This window comes from Bacillus sp. JFL15, assembly GCF_001184225.1.
Classification (GTDB): domain Bacteria; phylum Bacillota; class Bacilli; order Bacillales; family Bacillaceae; genus Bacillus; species Bacillus siamensis.
This window is the reverse complement of record NZ_KQ236689.1, coordinates 3,329,112-3,346,889: the sequence shown is the minus strand read 5'-3', so window position 1 is coordinate 3,346,889 and position 17,778 is coordinate 3,329,112. Positions and strand designations below refer to the sequence as shown.

Here is a 17,778-nt window from a genome sequence, read left to right as displayed (position 1 = left end):
AACTAAGTATTTTCATTTGTTTTTGGTTTGAACTTTTTTGGAATCATCTGCTTTAAAAGCGGTTTCGGTCTCATGGTCTTTTTTTAATTGTTCAACGCTTGAATTTTGGATTCCTTTTTTGCTCACTGGTTCTCACTCCCTTTCAGATAGAATATAGACTGTTCTTATTGTGTCTATGGGGATCATATTCATACGCTATTCGGTGGATTTTCTTAAAAAGAAGCCTTCAGACAATCGCTTTGAATTAAGGCTTTCAAGGATAACCTTTGCCTATAAATTCTCCTTATCAATCAGCCCATCACACCTAATGACCGCACTTCATAAAAAAAATCCCCTCCTTCTGAGATGGGGATTTATCTGTTTTTCTTCAACTGAATAACGCTTGATAAGAAGCGGGAAATTCTTGATTAACGCGCTGCACTTCCCGTGCAAATTCACGTTCCTCTTCTGTCACTCTTCTCAATCTGTCAGCTTTTTCTTGTGAGTCTATGTCTGCTCCGGGAGGAACAAACCGATTCGGTGCAATGCGTACACCATTTGTTATGGCAGCGTTGTATGAAATAAATGATCCTTTGCCTACAATCGCATTGAACACGATGGCTTTAAAACCGACGAACGTGTGATTTCCAAGATAACAAGGGCCATGAATAAGGGCATCATGTCCGACACTTACATTGTTTCCGATATAAATGGAATATGCCCTATCTTTGACTGAAACAAATTGTTTTAACAAACCATGTAAAATGACGCCATCTTGAAGGTTTGTATTTGACCCAATATAAAAGGGCGTCCCTTCATCTGCGCGAACAGCAGCATTCGGCCCGACATAAACATTGTCCTTTATTCTCACGTCTCCTATCACACTGGAAAATGGACTGATAAATGATGTTTTATCAATTTTAGGGTATCTCCGAACCGGATTAAATGACGTAACAGGATTAGGGCTGATGAATGGCGCAAAGTTAGCGGGCTGGTGATTATCAAGGTTTTCTTCTGTCAGCTTTCTATCACTCAAAAAAAAAGACCTCCTTTGAAAACGTACTATTATATATACTATGTAAATTCCGTTCATAGAGAGACGACAAATTCCTATTTAAACACTATTCGGATAACAAATAATTACTAGTATCTTTATAGCGTGCGCCCTCAATAAATTTTTAGAGATACTTGTCTGCAAAGTTATGTAAGGGTTTTCAAAAGAAGAGTATTGTGCTAAATTGTATGATAAGTACCAATTTTCTGTAAGTATTTGAAAGGGGTGTATGTTGTGAAAGCAGTAGTAGCAACGAAGGACAAAAATATAGCGATCGTACAAAAAGAATTGCGTCCTTTGCGACACGGTGAAGCCAAAGTTAAGATGGAATACTGCGGTGTATGTCATACTGACTTGCATGTTAAAAATGCTGATTTCGGGGATGTGACAGGCGTCACTTTAGGTCATGAGGGAGTAGGCATTGTAACCGAGATTGGTGAAGGCGTAACAAACCTGAAAAAAGGAGACCGCGTCTCCATTGCGTGGATGTTTGAAAGCTGCGGCCGCTGTGAATATTGCTTAACAGGCCGTGAAACCTTGTGCCGGGATGTGAAAAATGCCGGCTATACAGTTGATGGCGCAATGGCTGAAGAAGCAATCGTGGCGGTTGATTATGCAGTGAAAGTGCCTGAACATTTAGATCCGGCAGCCGCAAGCAGCATTACCTGCGCAGGTGTCACAACTTATAAAGCAGTAAAAGTCAGTGAAATTAAACCTGGTCAATGGATCGGTGTATTTGGAGTCGGCGGTTTGGGCAACTTGGCTGTTCAATATGCAAAAAATGTCTTTAACGCTAAAGTGATTGCTTTCGACATTAGCGATGAAAAACTGAACTTTGCTAAGAGCTTAGGCGCTGACACGGTTGTAAACAGTTTAAACGAAGACCCCGTCAAGAAGGCTAAAGAAGTGACCGGCGATTTAGGTCTGGATGCCGCGGTCATTACTGCTGTCTCAAAAATCCCTTTCAATCAAGCGATTGATGTTGTAAAAGCCGGTGCGCGTGTAGTGGCTGTCGGTTTACCGGTCGACAAGATGGAATTAGATATTCCCCGTCTTGTGTTAGATGGTATTCAAGTAGTAGGTTCATTAGTAGGAACCAGAGAAGACCTGAGGGAAGCTTTTCAATTTGCTGCAGACGGTAAAGTTGTACCTAAAGTGACAAAACGCCCGATTGAAGACGTGAATGATATATTTGAAGAAATGGAGCAAGGGAAAGTGACCGGCCGTATGGTTATAGATTTTACTTCCTAATGATTAAGGCTGCCGGGAATGATACGGCAGCCTTTGAGCTCTATTCTTGCGCAGCGCCCTCACCTTTGTCATTTGAGTTCTGACCAAACGGCGGTTATTCATTTTGCAAGTACTGAACTAATCCTGATACCAATATAATACAAGGTCATTCATTGCTGAAGCGTAACCCTGCTGTCTTAACATAGTTGTTATGCTGCCCCGATGATAAGTGCCATGATTGGCAACGTGGAATAAAATTTCTGAGTAAGCAGTTTCTCTGGAACCTAACCAAGGATTATTTATGTTCATTTTTTGTTCTAAATCTGTTTGGCTATTCATCCATTCTTCAAACTGTGAAGCCAGTTCATCATAAGACGCCGCAAATTCATCTGCAGAATATAAATGAGTCCTTTCTGCATAAGCCGCAGAACCTTCCACTGCTTCCTGCATGTCTATTCCTTTAAGTACTTGCAGCCACATAGCATCCACCGCGCAGATGTGACTGAACGTTTGAGCAATTGTAGGATATGAACTGCGAACCTCTTCATAAAGAACGTTACTTGGTAATTCCTTTATTCTTTCTAATAACGCTTTATTCGCCCAAACATGGTACTGATACATATTTTTTGCATGGTTCATTTAACATCTTCTCCTTTAAAGTTGATGCTTATGATTATAAAAAAAGATATATGACAGCAGATCGTCATACATCTTGATAAACTTTCATTATTTTTTTGGCTTCAGCGATTAATTTTGATTGCAGCTGCACCGGTTTTATCATTTTAGCTCCGCTGCCAAAGCTTAAGAGAATTGATATAAGCCATCCGGCATGCAGAGGCTGATAAACAGAAATGGTAAACGTCATACTTCCATCACTGTTCATGACTTTTGACGCGTTCTGAAATTGATCTAAAGCTTTTGCCAGGGAATTATGATCAACCCAAATGACAACATCCTCAAACCCTTCCGCATTGGAGTCTGAATAAGATGAATCATCTTTCACTTTGTGACTGTGCATAAACTCTTCTTGAGTCAGCGTTATATTCATCATACGTGATACTTTAAATTCTCTAACATCTTGACGTTCTCTGCAATAACCATATACATACCAATTACGGAACTTATAATGGAGATGGATTGGTTCTGCTTCACGTGAGGTAAATTCATTTTTATTGCTGACATAATCAAAGCGTACCACCTTTTTTTCATGTATAGCTTTTCGCAGATGCCTTAAGGAATTCGGTTCTGTTCTAAGGCTTTCCAACTCAACATACAACGTTCTGTTGTTGCCGCTTGTATCCAGAGGTTTTAATCTATCTATCGTATGTTCAACTTCCTTATCTTCAAAAAGACTCGATAAACTGCTTAATACAGTGATTAGATTTAATACATCGTGAGATCCGATTAAACTTTTATCAAATTTGTATCCTTTCATAATCCCGAAACCGCCGTTAGCACCTTGATATGAAACGATCGGTATTCCAGCAGCACAAATCGCTTCGATATCTCTATAAATTGTCCGCGATGATACTTGAAATTCATCAGCTAAACTGGAAGCAGATAAAATTTCATTATGTAAGAGTTTGAATATGATTGATAATAAACGTTCTAATTTCAACTCTCAATTCCTTTCCTCATCATTGATTAAGATCAGCGGTAATAGTTATTAAGATCTTGTTTTGTTCATTTCATCGACATTTCCGTCTTATAGATGGTAAAATTTCTTAAAACAAGCAAAGGAGCACTGTTACATATGAGTCTTATTATTCTAGCATCCATGCTTTTATGAGGTGCAGTGATCCACGAACTAAGCAAACCTTCCAAAAAGCAAAGTAAACGAAAAATGATCTCTTTGGTATCCTTGAGTTCTTTGTCTACTTTAATCATTACAATTTCGCTTTTTTCCAATTTGAATTGACCACATATATCATGAGGAAACCCGCCAGAGCTTCCTCATGACACTGACGATCTACTCACTACACTTTTTACAGTAAACCTTATCAGCGAATTTACTTAACACTTTGTCCATTCTCCCCACAGGCATCATTTTCTCACTCGGAAGGGTAATATGAGCTGTCAGCCCATCACCAGATTTTAATGTTTTCCCGCAGATGGAGCATTTTAACTCTATATTAAAGAAATGTTTTAATCCCATTCAGAAGCCCCCTTATTTATCTTTATAAAAGTAATACGTTATTGCTTTATAAAAGTTTCAGGATAAAGCTTTACTCATGACCGGGGAAGTTACTTCGTTCCGGTTGATCTGTGCCCGCCCAACAGGCATCACCTTCCCCTGTGTCCAATCTTGTTCGTTCACTTTAATGCGTCCCCTTCCAAAACGAAAAAAGGAAAATACATGTTATTTGTCGTATACTGCGCTTGCCCGGGAAATGATGAATCATTCTTTCTTGATTATTTCTCATTATCTAATTTATTTCGTGCGAGGATAACTTTGCTTCCATCGTGAAGAAAACGGCATATCCTAAAGGTTCTTACTCTCAACTAAACATGCCATAGCCTAAGGAGAACCGAAAATAAAACCTCATTCATCAGCCCTTCATTTTAGACAAAAACTTCATTTTTTCTCTTTTAGACTAAAATCCATGTCGAAATTTATCGTTCGGCATAGTATATACTATCCTAACAAGAGGAGGTGGCAACATGGGAAACTACGGTGGAAATTATGGCGGAAGCACTTTCGTCTTGATCGTTGTGCTTTTCATTTTGTTAATCATTGTAGGTGCTGCTTTCCTTTATTAGCACATTGACGAACCATATTCGTCTCCCAAGAAAATTGCATCTCACAGTTCGGACAGACGCCATAAGATCTTTTTATGGCGTTTTCACTTTTGGAAAGAAGACCATAAAGTAAATATTTCATTTTTACTCTAAAGGTTTTTTATAGAATGCGGATTTCACATATTAATTCATTTTCACATAAAAAAAGCCGGACTCCTCATTTAAGAGGTTCCGGCTTTTCTTATTGTTCGACCTTTGTTATTGTCATTGGTACAAATGCGGGGAATACTTGATGTCCCGCTGCACACACCCGCTATTATAATATTTCAATACAGCCTTCTGTTCCATGTACGCGGATTCGTTGCCCATCTTTTATCAATTGGGTTGCATTTTCAACTCCAACAACTGCAGGTAAGCCGTATTCACGCGCTATAACCGCTCCATGGGTCATCAGTCCGCCAACTTCAGTGACCAGGCCTTTTATGGATACAAACAATGGTGTCCAGCTGGGATCGGTAAAGGTGGTAACTAATATATCTCCTTCTTCCAAATTGGCATCTTCCATGTTTAAAATAACACGTGCCCGCCCCTCTATGACTCCCGAGGAAACAGGAAGCCCTGCAATCGCTCCGGCCGGGAGATTGTCTCGTTTGTACTCGCCTGTAACGATTTCGCCGTCAGACGTGATAACACGCGGCGGAGATAGTTTTTCATATACTTTGTACTCGTCTTTTCGTGTACTGATGATTTGGTAATCCAATATATTTGTGCGTACGACTTCTTGAAGTTCTTCAAAAGTAAGATAGTATATGTCTTCTTTTTCTTGAATAATACCCGCTTCGGCGAGTTGTTCGGCTTCTTTCAGTAAAGCCTGCTTATAAACAAAATAGCGGCTGACCATTCCGTATTTTGGATATTCTCTGAAGCCGCTGAAGTTCCGGATGATGCGGATCATTCGTTCGGTTTCTTTGGCTTTTTGTTCACCATCCGGTAATTGCTTCAATCGATCTAATAACTCTTGTTCTTTCTTCAATGCCTCCTGCCGCCCTTGCTCAAATTTCTGCCGGCTGGCATTTGGCTCAAAGTTTTTGAGATTATTAAGAATCATAGGGACAAGTGCAGTTGGTTTTTCGCTCCATCGAGTTCTTGTCATATCAATTTCTCCGGCACATCGCATTCCGTACTTGTTGAGGAAAGCATAGATGGCGTCATGGATTTCCTGTCCGCCTTCAAATTTCACCAGCTCATCCAAAAAGGAATCATCTTTTACATCCTCTAAATAAGCAATTATTTCTGGATAAGGACGGATCACATCGGCGACGTCCAATAGCGAAAGCCCCATTTCTGAAGTAATATTATGGGGTACAGATTGAGAAAGCGTGTCTGCTGCGTTTTTTTCACCTAACCACTCGTTCATTTTTTCGTTAATCCATGATGAAGCATCCATTGCAGTTCGAATTAATACCGAACTTTTTGGGTTAAATAAAATCTTCTTTAATTCCTGGATATCATCCAAAATAAAACGAAATAAATCAGATCCTGATTTCGTCTGGATGTTTTGTTTTAACTCTTCTATCGATGTTTCACTGCTCTTAATCAAATCAGAAACAATTGCCGGATCGTTTTCAGTTTGATCCGGCATATCTGCATTGCCTTTTCCGGGAATCGGTGCCGTTTTATCAAGTATCGGCTTAATGAAATCACGTCGCTCTATTATGGTCATAAGTGCGTCTTTTAAGAGCGGATCGTGCTGCCCCATGCCTTTTAAGAAAACTTCTCTGACTTTAGGGGATGCCAGATGATGTGTGACATCAACAAATAGCCTTCCGCCGGCTTTACGCATGGGTGCAGAAGTCGTCAACAGAAAAAAAGACAATCCAAGGGGTTTTATGGGGTCCGTCATCATTTGTTGATGACCAACAGAGATATAGACGTGATTTTCTTGATCGTTCGCTTCAGGAACGGGGTATAACGTTGTGATCGGACGACTCTGGACAATATAAAAAGTATCGCGGTCCAAACACCATTCGATATCTTGCGGCTGGCCGAAATGAGCTTCGATCTGCCTCCCGATACGTGCCAGCTGTAAAATTTGTTCATCAGTCAGTGTTTGAATCTTTTGCTGATCAAGATCAATCGCTTGTGTTTCCGTTCCGCCTTCTTTTCGTCCATAGACAGCCTTTTTTTTAGTTTCTATTCTCTTATCGACGATTTGCCCGTCCTGTACTTTATAACAATCGGGGGATACTAAGCCGGAGACCAGTGCTTCACCAAGTCCAAAACCGGCATCAATGGATAGCAGCTTTCGGTTTCCGGTCACCGGATCAGCGGTAAATAAGATCCCCGAAGCCTGAGGGAAAACCATCCTTTGGATGATAACGGATAAATAAACTTGGCTGTGATCAAATCCATTTTGCATACGGTAAATGACCGCGCGATCAGTAAATAGGGACGCCCAACATTTACTGATATGCTGCAAGATTGCATCGACACCGGTAATATTTAAATAGGTGTCTTGCTGACCGGCAAAAGAGGCGTGCGGTAAATCTTCAGCAGTCGCACTAGAACGCACGGCATAGGCATGTTCTTCGCCATACCGGGAGAGATAGCAAGCAACTGCTTTAACTACATCGGAAGGAATTTCTGCTTCCATAATGGTTTGCCGAATTTCCCTGCTGATTTTACCGATTTGATCCCGATTCTCCACTTTCAGCATGGTCAGTTGATCCAACAGCGCTTGTAACGTTTCGTTTTGTTCAATGGCTTTTTGATATCCTGCTGTTGTGACACAAAAGCCTTCTGGTACTTGTATTCCTTGAATTTTTGATAATCCCCCTAAATGCAACCCTTTTCCTCCAACGAGCAAAGGCTGTGTTTTTTCAATTTCGTGAATACCGAGAACCAAAGAACTCATTCTATATCTCCCCTTCAAAAAAAATTGACAAGAGCTTTTCAGCATGATATAATCATAATATAAGATGGATAATTATGAACTCACACACAGAAAGCACGCGTGATCTGATTATATCACCGTGTCTGTTTTTGTGCAATATAAAAAGAACCTGGCCAATTTGGCGGGGTTCTTTTTTAATTTCCTAAGGAACTCCTGAAGTTGAATGATATCTGTGAATCCATTGCAGAAAGGCTATCTCCACGGAGTCCGAATGATTATCTGTTTCTTCCGATAAATGACATTATTTATTAGCAGCTTTGCCATCAAAGCTTTTTAGCATTTAATTATTCTGTCATTGATCTCCCGACAAAAACACTCTCTTGACGAACCGCACTTATCATTCATTTTCCCGAAAACGCTTCAATGCTGCATTGAGATCCTTTGTGTGAGTGTAAATGTTCTTATATAAATCGAATAGTATTTTATATTTTTGAACATTTTGTTCTTCCGGATAGAATACAGCAGCCTCACGTATGAATTGCTCTGCACATTCTTCAAGGGATTCAAACCACCCGCTCCCGAAAGCAGCTAACATAGCAGCTCCCATGGCCGGACCTTGTTCGTTTTCTAACTTAATCACCCGCGTATTGAAAATATCAGCTTGCATTTGAAGCCACGTTTCATTTTTAGCTCCCCCGCCAATAGAGACAACAGAATCAACTGATTTTCCCGCTTCGCGGAATAGCTCAATTGATTCATTCAAAGAGAATGTGATGCCTTCCATTACCGCCCTCATAAAATGCTCTCTTTTATGGGACGCATCCATTCCGATCAAGCTTCCCCGAATAGATGAATCAGCATGCGGCGTTCTTTCACCAACCAAATAAGGAGTATACAGCAGTCCATTTGCTCCTATCGGAATAGCTTCCACCCCATCCAATAATTGCTCAAACGATTCGTTTGGCGCAAACGTTCTTTTAAACCAGTCTAAGCTGTATCCAGCAGCGAGCGTGACTCCCATCGTATAAAAAGAATCCTTTTTTCCATGATTAAAAAAGTGCACTTTCCCTTTAAAGTCCCTTTCTTTGTCTTCTTCACAGGAAAGTATGACCCCTGACGTCCCAATACTGCATAATGTTTTTCCGGATGAAAGAATACCGGCTCCAATTGCACCGCAAGCATTATCTGCTCCCCCGGCGTACACTTTTGTTTGTTCCATCAGCCCTGTCTCCGCCGCGACATTCGGAAGCAGCGATCCCGCACAATCATGGGATTCAACAAGCGGAGGACAAATATCTGCAGAAATACCAAATTGATTGCAAATATCATCGCTCCACTCCTTGCGGGTAATATCTAAAAGTAACGTTCCCGCCGCATCGGAGTATTCGGTGTGAATGGCACCGGTCATACGGAATCTCACATAGTCTTTCGGAAGCAAAAAAACAGCAGTTTTTTTAAAAAGTTCAGGCTCATGTTCCTTCACCCATAACATTTTAGGCAATGTAAACCCTTCCAGGACACGGTTTTTTGCGATATCAAGCAGATGATCGCCAAATGTCTCGGTCATCCTCATACATTGAGGCGTCGTTCGGGTATCATTCCAAAGAATCGCATAACGCAGCACCTGCCCATCTTGGTCAAGCAGGACTAACCCATGCATTTGTCCTGAATAGCTTATCCCGTCTATATCTTCGGCTTGAACGCCGGATTCAGAAACCAATTCAGCCAATGCATCAATGGTTTGCTGCACCCAGTCTTCGGGATTTTGCTCACTATACCCCGCCTTCTCTTGAATGAGCGGATATCTTTTGGACGTTTCTGCACAAACCTTGCCGTTTTGATTGACTAAAATGGTTTTAACGGCGCTCGTTCCAAGATCTATCCCAATGACATACTTCATTTTTTCACTCCTTTCCCTCTCAATAGATCCCCATTGAAACTTCCCGCCAGAACGGGAAGTTCCGGGGCAACTCGGCTTTCCCTGCTGAAACTTTTTAGCGGACCAAGCTTCTTTGTTATACCTCTAAAATGTATTGGTTCAATATCGCTTTTAACCGCTCCTGTCTCCCTGATTCGTTTTTAATTGGCTGATTGTTTAGCGCATATTGCTCAAGTGTCTTAAAATCAGCTCTTCCTTCTGCAATTTCAAGACCGATCCCTTCGGTAAAGCTGCGGTAACGATGCTGAATCACATCTTCAAACACACGGTCTTCGATTAATTTGTGAGCGACTTTCAATCCCCTTGCAAATGCATCCATCCCTGCAACATGGGCATAAAGTAAATCATCAGGCTCAAAAGAAGATCTTCTGACCTTTGCGTCAAAGTTTAATCCGCCGCTTCCAAGGCCGCCATTTTGCAGGATTTCGTACATGGCTAATGTCGCAGAATATAAATCTATCGGAAATTCATCTGTGTCCCAGCCTAAAAGCGGATCACCTTGATTCGCATCAACAGATCCAAGAAGGCCATGCACTCTCGCCATTCGTAATTCATGTTCGAATGTATGCCCGGCTAATGTGGCATGATTGGCTTCGAGATTTAATTTAAAATGACTGTCTAAGCCATATTGCTTCAAAAAGGCAATGGTTGTTGCCGCATCTGTATCATATTGATGAGTGGTCGGCTCTTTCGGTTTTGGTTCAATCAAAAATTGCCCCGTATACCCGATTTCCTTCGCATAATCCACTGCCATATGCATGAATCTGGCCAGATTATCAAGCTCAAATTTTAAATCCGTATTTAACAATGTTTCGTATCCTTCACGTCCGCCCCAAAATACATAGTTTTCGGCGCCAAGCTCTTTTGCTGTTTCCAGCCCTTTTTTTACTTGTGCTGCGGCATACGCAAACACATCTGCATTGCAAGAAGTCGCGGCACCATGGACGAAACGGGGATTCGTGAACATGTTTGCAGTATTCCATAATAGCTTCACGCCGCTCGTTCTCATGTATTCTTTCATCATGCTCACGATAATATCTAAATTTTGATTTGTCTCTTTTAACGTACTTCCTTCAGGTGCGATATCCCGGTCATGGAAAGCAAAAAATGGCGCATCCAGTTTTTCAAACATCTCAAATGCTGCTTCTACCCTCGCTCTCGCCAGATCCATGCTTTTATAATGATCCCACGGTCTTTGCATCGTAGCCGCTCCAAACATGTCTGTACCGTCAGCGGTAAATGTATGCCAATAAGCAATAGAAAACCGCAGATGCTCTTTCATTGTCTTTCCGCCGATTACTTCTTGAGGATTATAATATTTAAATGCTAAAGGATTCGTGGAATCTTTCCCTTCATAAATCACTTTGTTTACGCTTTCAAAATAGCCGGCTGTACCGGAATGAGACTGAGCCATGACATTTCCCCCTTAAAAATAAATTCAAGCGCATTTTATGTCATATTCGCATATTAGTTTGTTGCTTAAACAAACTAATATATTTTCATCTTATATAACCTCATCAGTATTTTCAATATTTTTTTTAGTTTTTCACGAATACATTAGATATAATAAGGTTGGATTCGCTATGTGTGACGCTTAGCATGATAACACAGAAAACTCAACTTAATTTAAAGATTATACAAATGGAGTGGATGAAGTGGATATCGCTGATCAAGCCTTTGTCAAAAAAGTAAACCAAAAGTTATTATTAAAAGAAATCCTTAAAAACTCACCTATTTCAAGAGCAAAATTATCTGAAATGACCGGATTAAATAAATCTACTGTTTCATCACAGGTAAACACATTAATGAAAGAAAACCTTGTATTTGAAATCGGTCAGGGACAATCAAGCGGCGGCAGACGACCTGTCATGCTTGTTTTTAATAAAAAAGCAGGATACTCCGTAGGAATAGATGTCGGAGTGGATTATATTAACGGCATTTTAACAGACCTTGAAGGGACGATCGTCCTTGATCAACACCATCATTTGGAATGCAGCTCTCCTGAAATAACGAAAGATATTTTAATTGAGATGATTCATCACTTTATTGCGAATATGCCGCAATCTCCGTACGGGCTTATCGGTATAGGCATATGCGTTCCCGGATTAATTGATAAAAATCAAAAAATTGTTTTCACTCCGAACTCCAACTGGAGAAATATTGACTTAAAACCTATCATCCAAGAGAAGTTCAATGTGCCTGTTTTTATTGAAAATGAGGCAAATGCCGGCGCATATGGAGAAAAAGTATTCGGCGCTGCAAAAAATCACGATAACATGATTTATGCAAGTATCGGTACCGGGATAGGAATCGGCGTTATTATCAACAATGATTTATATAGAGGGGTTGGCGGATTCTCTGGAGAAATGGGACATATGACAATAGACTTTAATGGTCCGAAATGCAGCTGCGGAAACCGGGGCTGCTGGGAATTGTATGCTTCAGAGAAGGCTTTATTAAAATCTCTTCAGACGAAAGAAAAAAAAGTATCCAATCAAGATATCATAGACCTCGCCCATCTGAATGATGTTGGAACTTTACGTGCATTACAAAATTTTGGCTTCTATTTAGGGATAGGCCTGACCAATATTTTGAATACATTCAATCCGCAAGCCATCATTTTAAGAAACAGCATCATTGAATCGCATCCTATGGTTTTAAATTCAATCAGAAGCGAAGTGTCGTCCCGGGTTTATTCCCAATTAGGCAATAGTTATGAATTATTACCATCTGTTTTAGGAAAAAATGCATCGGCATTGGGAATGTCCTCTATTGTGATTGATCATTTTCTTGATATGGTTAATCATTAAGTTTTACGCTGTTTTTTCACGCTGAACAGGAGTATTTCTGAAGGAATTTTTCACATAGGACACGATATGAAAAAGGAGTTCTTAAATAGAAGCTCCTTTTTCTTGTGCACATTATTTTTCTTTATAACGAAAATATCTGAAGTCAGCCGGAATGTGGTGACCGCTGGTATCTTGGCACTGCATCCCTACAAAAGCTCCTGTAAAGAATCCTCCTCCGCGGATATAATCATCTGATAATTTTTTCGATTCTAATGTAATGTCAATTTTATGCCAGTCTTCTTTGTTAAACGAATAGAAATAATAATATTTTTCCTTTTCGATATTCACTTTTAAATAGACATACTTTACTTCACCGGGGATCACAATTTTATTGTTTAATGGCTGTGAAAAAGAAAAGTTATCACATATTGTTAATTCAAGAATACGGCCGAATTCTTCATCATGCGTAACTTGAAGAGCCGTCCAGTTCTCAGTATTGTAGTAGTTCACCAATCCAGCGGCTTGCTGAAAATTCTCCGGATAAAACTTAACAGCTGTTTCCGCTTCAAAATGGAAACTTTGCCAGCGTCTGGCTACAAATGCCTGAGTAAATGTTGAGGTTAATGATTCATGACCGTATAACCGTAAATGATTTGGCACTTGAGTCAATGAGCCTAATTTCTCTGTAAACGGAATCCTTAATGTTTGAAAATTGATATTTAATGTTGAGTCCTCAAATTCATCAACTTCCGGGTACGTTGCTTCAAATATGGTTTCAGGTATAGAAGGCGCTTCCACCTCCAAACTTCCTTCTTTTCCGCCAGCTACATAAGGCCATTCATCTTTCCAATAGAGTTTTTGAATAGCTGTTTCTCTGCCCAAAGGACAATATCCTCGCTGCTGAAAAATTGAATCATCGTCCGGATGAATAGGACGCCCCGTTAAATGAGCTAAATACCACTCACCTGTATGTGTTTGAACGATGGAGGCATGCCCGCATTTTTGCAGCGGATTTTCCGGATCATGCCATGACGTTAAGATAGGATTATCAGGATGAACTTCATATGGCCCCTCAATATTTGCAGAACGGGCAATTGTAGCAGCATGTTCGAACCGCGTTCCTCCTTCTGCAGTTAATAAATAATAATAGTTCCCGATATGATAAAGGTGCGGCGCTTCCGTCAGCTTTCTTTCAGTTCCTTTAAATATTACTTTCGGTTTTCCAATTAACTTTTGCTCCTCATCAGAATATTCCTGCATGACAATTCCTCCGAATGAGTGCCGATCAATACGCTGATCCCATAACATATTTAATAAATATTTTTTTCCATCCGTATCATGGAATAAAGAAGCATCAAATCCCGAGCTATTTAATGTGATCGGCTCCCCCCAATCACCATCAATCGTGTCACAAGTCACTAAATAATTGTGGCAATCTTTCCAGGCGCCATCTACTACCTTAACATCCGTATAGATCAGCCAAAACTTTCCGTCGCTGTAACTTAAACATGGCGCCCAGACCCCGCCTGAATTAGGGTTTCCTTTCATGTCTAATTGCGAAACTCTCTGTAATGGATGTGCAACTAAGTGCCAATTCACTAAATCTTTTGAGTGGTGTATCTGGACTCCCGGAAACCACTCAAATGTAGATACGGCGATATAATAATCCTCTCCCACCCTGCAAATACTTGGATCGGGATTAAATCCTTTAAGTACCGGATTGATAATCTTCATGCGGAACGCCTCCTCAGCTATTTTCTGTTGACTCATCATATTTTAAGCTTTGAAATCATCAATATGATCCAAATAAACTTTGTCTCTATTCTCTAATTCTCGAACCATGTTTTTATATTTTTTCTCATCTAAGTTATAGAAATTAATATCAATCATGGCTAAAACCAGTAAGAACACGGGAATAATGGTGGTTGTAATTAAAATTCCCGTCAATGCCTCCGCCGTTTGCACCTGATTTGCCACATATCCAAACTTATCTAAAACCAGCCCAGGTATAACCCCTCCCAAGGCCATGCCGAATTTAAAGAAAAATCCGATAATAGCGTATATGAGCCCGCCCATTCTTTTCCCGGTTCTGTACTCTCCATATTCTATTGTTTCAGGAATAAGCGCCCACATGTATCCCCCGGCAGTGAGACTTCCGGCAGCAGCCAGTAATCGAAAGGAAAGGATAAGGAATACATTACTTGACGGAACAAACAATAAAGCTAAGAGGCCGATCATATTCAGTAATAATGCGTAGTTTAGTAATTTCTTCTTCCCCAATAATTGATGAAGCTTTGGAATAAAAGGTAAAATGACCAGAGCGGGCAAACTTCCTAACAAACCGTACCACTTCACTAAATCCTCTCTTCCTAAGTTATATGTCACGTAATAGATGCCGACCGAATTACTTATTGAATTTACTCCAAAAATAATAATAAAGAAAATACTTAATACAACAAGCGGCCGATTAACACGAAATTGCTCAAATATATCCGAAAATTTAATTTTTTCTTCAGATTTTTGAAGAGTGACACGCTCTTTTGTGCTTTTAAAACAAAAGATTAAAAGGCCCCCGCCTATGAATCCCATAATGGCCATGGTTAGCTGCCAGCCAAGAGATTCGCTGCCTGAAGTATCACTTAAATAAGCAGCCAGTAAGGGAACAAAAAATGCAACGACAAGTCCCCCAAGATTCGCAAATAACATACGGACAGATGTTATACTAACAACTTCTTGATTATTTCTGGTCATGGCAGAAGTTAACGCGCCATACGGAACGTTTATCGCTGTGTATGTAAGCGACAAGCCGACATATGTTATATAGGCATATATTAATTTCCCCATATCTGAAAAATCGGGGGTTGTAAAACAGAGGATGGCCAGTATGACAAATGGAAAAGCTCCGAATAAAAGATACGGTCTGAAGCGCCCAAACCTGCTATTTGTTCTGTCTACTATTGTTCCGATAAAAGGATCAGCGAGGGCGTCGATAATTCTGACCACTAAAAACATCGTACCGGCGGCGGCTGCCGATAAACCAAATACATCTGTATAGAAGAACAAAAGATAAGTAGACACCGTTGCATAAATTAAATTACATGCAAAATCCCCAGACGCATATCCAACTTTTTCAGCCATGCTGATCTTCTTTACATTTTCACTGAGCATGATTTCCTCCCCTTTTCGATCTTTCATAAGGAACCAGTATGAAAGGATATAACATGTCTTCAAATTTATTGGGCAGTGCGCACTTCATAAAAGCGCTTTCATAAAACTGATAGCCGATGACTTTCACAGAGCATTTTCATCAGATAAATGGTGATCAGATGGCTGCAATTTCATCTTATATGCCCGGAAAGGATAAAAGCCCCGTGCTTTCGTTTTTTAAATTCTTCTTTCGAGCCTCTTATCCCCCTTCCATCATGCATTTAAATTACGGGCAATTTAATCGGATTCCTTAGTTTGTTGCGTAAACAAACTAACTTGATTTAATCTTATAAAATCTGATCTGCTTTTTCAACTCCTTTTTCAGAAAATTTAAAACCGGCCAAGGACATACCATAGTGTAATTGCCAACTGCTTCGACAGACGTATAAGTAAAAATCCCTTATTCCTGACTGACTTAATAAATGATAAGCACTTCCATCACCTTTTCGTTTAAAAACTTATTAATAAACATGCACTAGAAAAAATGCGAATCATATATAAGTCATATCCCGTTTAATTGGTTGAGGAGGATATTATGAAACCTATGCTGCCTTTTGAAAAGTATTTTGGTGATTTAGAACTGGTTTATGCATTTTATGGAGCTATGCCTACCGGTGTTACGGTTTCGGAAACTGGTCGTATTTTCATTTGTTTTCCGAAATGGGGAGACGATGTTAAATTTACGGTGGCAGAAATAGTTGGGGATAAATTGCAGCCCTATCCTGATTTACAAACCAATTTGGTTAACCCCGAGACTATCAAAATGAGTTTCATCAGTGTCCAAAGTGTAGTTGCTGATGGAAGGGGAACGCTTTGGGTACTAGATACAGCGGCGCCCAATTTTTCTGAACCAATTAAAGCCGGGGCAAAATTAGTCGCTGTTGATTTAAAAACCAATACAATCAGAAGAGTGTATACCTTTACAGAAGATGTTGTCCTGCCAACAACTTACCTGAATGATGTCCGATTTGATTTTCGTGTTGGAACTGCAGGTTATGCCTATATAACGGATTCTTCTTCCAAAGGACCAGGAGCGATTATCGTCGTTGATTTGGAAACCGGAAATGCATGCAGACGGTTAAATGGAGCAAATCCAACTTCACCGGATTCCTATTTTATACCGAAAGTAGAAGGCAAAATTTTGATGAATCGTAACAGGGATGGTTCAACTTCCCCATTTAGGCTGGCCTCCGACGGTATTGCGATTTCTCCTGACGGAAAGGTATTATTTTTTTGTCCACTGACCAGCCGCCATTTGTTCTCGATCTCAACAGAAGCCCTGAGAGATAGAAATATACCGGACATGGATTTACTTTATCATGTGGCGTATTGGGGAGAAAAAGGTGCGTCTGATGGAATGATTACAGATGCAAAAGGAGCCGTTTATGCCGGAGATTACGAGAACAATAGTATTCGAAAAATACTGCCGAATGGCATAATGGAAACCATCGCACATGATCCGAGAATTTTATGGCCGGATACTTTTTCGATTGGTCCGGATGGATACTTATACGTCATCGTGAACCAATTACATCGGCAGGCTAGATTTCATTATGGAAAAGACTTACGACAGAAACCTTATAGTTTACTTCGTATAAAAATCGATGAATTACCTGCTCCTTCCTATTGAAAATGAAAATTGAAGGAAATCATATAATATCCTCATTAAATATAAATGGTTATTCGAGCCGTTTATAATCGGCCTGTTGACGTATATAAGAAAAAAACAGACCTCCCTTGAGCCTCAGAACCTGAAGGAATAGGTCTATCATGAAACCACATCGAGCAAACCCTTTGATGGGCAGCTTTTATTACAGAGCCGGGGTGATACCAACACCCTGGTCTTTTTATTAAGTGTAACCCATCTGTATTTTACAGTTTGTCACACTTTTCTTCTTTTTGAAACTAGGGAAACAATAATTTGTCCAAGAAAGATTTGGACATAAAA

At 40.1% G+C, this 17,778-nt stretch carries 14 protein-coding genes; 4 read left to right on the top strand and 10 right to left on the bottom strand.

Features of this window, described 5'->3' with window-relative positions:
* Positions 1 to 12: 12 nt before the first annotated feature.
* Both AD710_RS16525 and AD710_RS16520 read right to left on the bottom strand, forming a co-directional pair.
* Positions 13 to 126, bottom strand: coding sequence for a hypothetical protein (locus AD710_RS16525; protein WP_049628532.1), 114 nt, complete (start codon positions 124 to 126; stop codon positions 13 to 15).
* A 241-nt stretch (positions 127 to 367) separates the two neighbouring features.
* Positions 368 to 1,015, bottom strand: coding sequence for a gamma carbonic anhydrase family protein (locus AD710_RS16520; RefSeq protein WP_442853079.1), 648 nt, complete (start codon positions 1,013 to 1,015; stop codon positions 368 to 370).
* Between the two features lie 252 nt (positions 1,016 to 1,267).
* Between AD710_RS16520 and adhP the strand changes: the two genes are divergently transcribed.
* Positions 1,268 to 2,284, top strand: a complete 1,017-nt coding sequence (adhP, locus tag AD710_RS16515; RefSeq protein WP_049628531.1) for an alcohol dehydrogenase AdhP — start codon at positions 1,268 to 1,270, stop codon at positions 2,282 to 2,284.
* 117 nt (positions 2,285 to 2,401) lie between these two features.
* On the opposite strand, the gene AD710_RS16510 is transcribed toward adhP, so the two are convergent.
* The 3 genes from AD710_RS16510 to AD710_RS16495 all read right to left on the bottom strand — a co-directional run bounded on the left by AD710_RS16510 (position 2,402) and on the right by AD710_RS16495 (position 4,418).
* The gene (locus AD710_RS16510) at positions 2,402 to 2,902 is read right to left on the bottom strand and encodes a DinB family protein (RefSeq protein WP_049628530.1); all 501 of its coding nucleotides are present in this window, start codon (positions 2,900 to 2,902) and stop codon (positions 2,402 to 2,404) included.
* Positions 2,903 to 2,966: 64 nt separating this feature from the next.
* Entirely contained in the window at positions 2,967 to 3,881 is a 915-nt protein-coding gene (locus AD710_RS16505; RefSeq protein ID WP_049628529.1) for a helix-turn-helix transcriptional regulator, read from the bottom strand.
* A gap of 351 nt (positions 3,882 to 4,232) precedes the next feature.
* On the bottom strand, positions 4,233 to 4,418 hold the full coding sequence (locus AD710_RS16495) for a hypothetical protein (RefSeq protein WP_016936005.1): 186 nt from the start codon (positions 4,416 to 4,418) through the stop codon (positions 4,233 to 4,235).
* 506 nt (positions 4,419 to 4,924) lie between these two features.
* Here AD710_RS16495 and AD710_RS19345 point away from each other — a divergent pair.
* On the top strand, positions 4,925 to 5,023 hold the full coding sequence (locus AD710_RS19345) for a YjcZ family sporulation protein (protein WP_076982999.1): 99 nt from the start codon (positions 4,925 to 4,927) through the stop codon (positions 5,021 to 5,023).
* A gap of 295 nt (positions 5,024 to 5,318) precedes the next feature.
* Here AD710_RS19345 and ppsA read toward each other — a convergent pair whose 3' ends face one another.
* From ppsA to xylA, 3 genes are all read right to left on the bottom strand, one after another.
* A complete protein-coding gene (ppsA, locus tag AD710_RS16490; protein ID WP_049628528.1) occupies positions 5,319 to 7,916 on the bottom strand; it encodes a phosphoenolpyruvate synthase in 2,598 nt (865 codons plus the stop codon).
* 376 nt (positions 7,917 to 8,292) lie between these two features.
* A complete protein-coding gene (xylB, locus tag AD710_RS16485; RefSeq protein ID WP_049628527.1) occupies positions 8,293 to 9,795 on the bottom strand; it encodes a xylulokinase in 1,503 nt (500 codons plus the stop codon).
* Positions 9,796 to 9,910: 115 nt separating this feature from the next.
* Positions 9,911 to 11,248 carry a xylose isomerase gene (gene xylA / locus AD710_RS16480; protein ID WP_049628526.1) on the bottom strand — a complete coding sequence of 446 codons (1,338 nt, stop codon included), beginning with the start codon at positions 11,246 to 11,248 and terminating at the stop codon, positions 9,911 to 9,913.
* A gap of 241 nt (positions 11,249 to 11,489) precedes the next feature.
* On the opposite strand from xylA, the gene xylR reads away from it, so the two are divergent.
* Positions 11,490 to 12,644 carry a transcriptional repressor XylR gene (gene xylR, locus AD710_RS16475; protein ID WP_016936010.1) on the top strand — a complete coding sequence of 385 codons (1,155 nt, stop codon included), beginning with the start codon at positions 11,490 to 11,492 and terminating at the stop codon, positions 12,642 to 12,644.
* 111 nt (positions 12,645 to 12,755) lie between these two features.
* Here xylR and xynB read toward each other — a convergent pair whose 3' ends face one another.
* Positions 12,756 to 14,357, bottom strand: a complete 1,602-nt coding sequence (gene xynB / locus AD710_RS16470; protein WP_049628525.1) for a xylan 1,4-beta-xylosidase — start codon at positions 14,355 to 14,357, stop codon at positions 12,756 to 12,758.
* Positions 14,358 to 14,399: 42 nt separating this feature from the next.
* Positions 14,400 to 15,791 (bottom strand): MFS transporter, encoded by a 1,392-nt coding sequence (locus AD710_RS16465; protein ID WP_016936012.1) that lies wholly within the window; start codon positions 15,789 to 15,791, stop codon positions 14,400 to 14,402.
* A gap of 574 nt (positions 15,792 to 16,365) precedes the next feature.
* Here AD710_RS16465 and AD710_RS16460 point away from each other — a divergent pair.
* The gene (locus tag AD710_RS16460) at positions 16,366 to 17,460 is read left to right on the top strand and encodes an L-dopachrome tautomerase-related protein (protein ID WP_049628524.1); all 1,095 of its coding nucleotides are present in this window, start codon (positions 16,366 to 16,368) and stop codon (positions 17,458 to 17,460) included.
* Positions 17,461 to 17,778: the final 318 nt, after the last annotated feature.

Excerpts from the sequence above, each read along its gene's own strand:
- AD710_RS16510 (WP_049628530.1), bottom strand. The coding sequence starts at position 2,902 with ATGAACCATGCAAAAAATATGTATCAGTACCATGTTTGGGCGAATAAA.
- AD710_RS16495 (WP_016936005.1), bottom strand. The coding sequence starts at position 4,418 with ATGGGATTAAAACATTTCTTTAATATAGAGTTAAAATGCTCCATCTGC.
- AD710_RS19345 (WP_076982999.1), top strand. The coding sequence starts at position 4,925 with ATGGGAAACTACGGTGGAAATTATGGCGGAAGCACTTTCGTCTTGATC.
- ppsA (WP_049628528.1), bottom strand. The coding sequence starts at position 7,916 with ATGAGTTCTTTGGTTCTCGGTATTCACGAAATTGAAAAAACACAGCCT.
- xylB (WP_049628527.1), bottom strand. The coding sequence starts at position 9,795 with ATGAAGTATGTCATTGGGATAGATCTTGGAACGAGCGCCGTTAAAACC.
- xylA (WP_049628526.1), bottom strand. The coding sequence starts at position 11,248 with ATGGCTCAGTCTCATTCCGGTACAGCCGGCTATTTTGAAAGCGTAAAC.
- xynB (WP_049628525.1), bottom strand. The coding sequence starts at position 14,357 with ATGAAGATTATCAATCCGGTACTTAAAGGATTTAATCCCGATCCAAGT.
- AD710_RS16465 (WP_016936012.1), bottom strand. The coding sequence starts at position 15,791 with ATGCTCAGTGAAAATGTAAAGAAGATCAGCATGGCTGAAAAAGTTGGA.
- AD710_RS16460 (WP_049628524.1), top strand. The coding sequence starts at position 16,366 with ATGAAACCTATGCTGCCTTTTGAAAAGTATTTTGGTGATTTAGAACTG.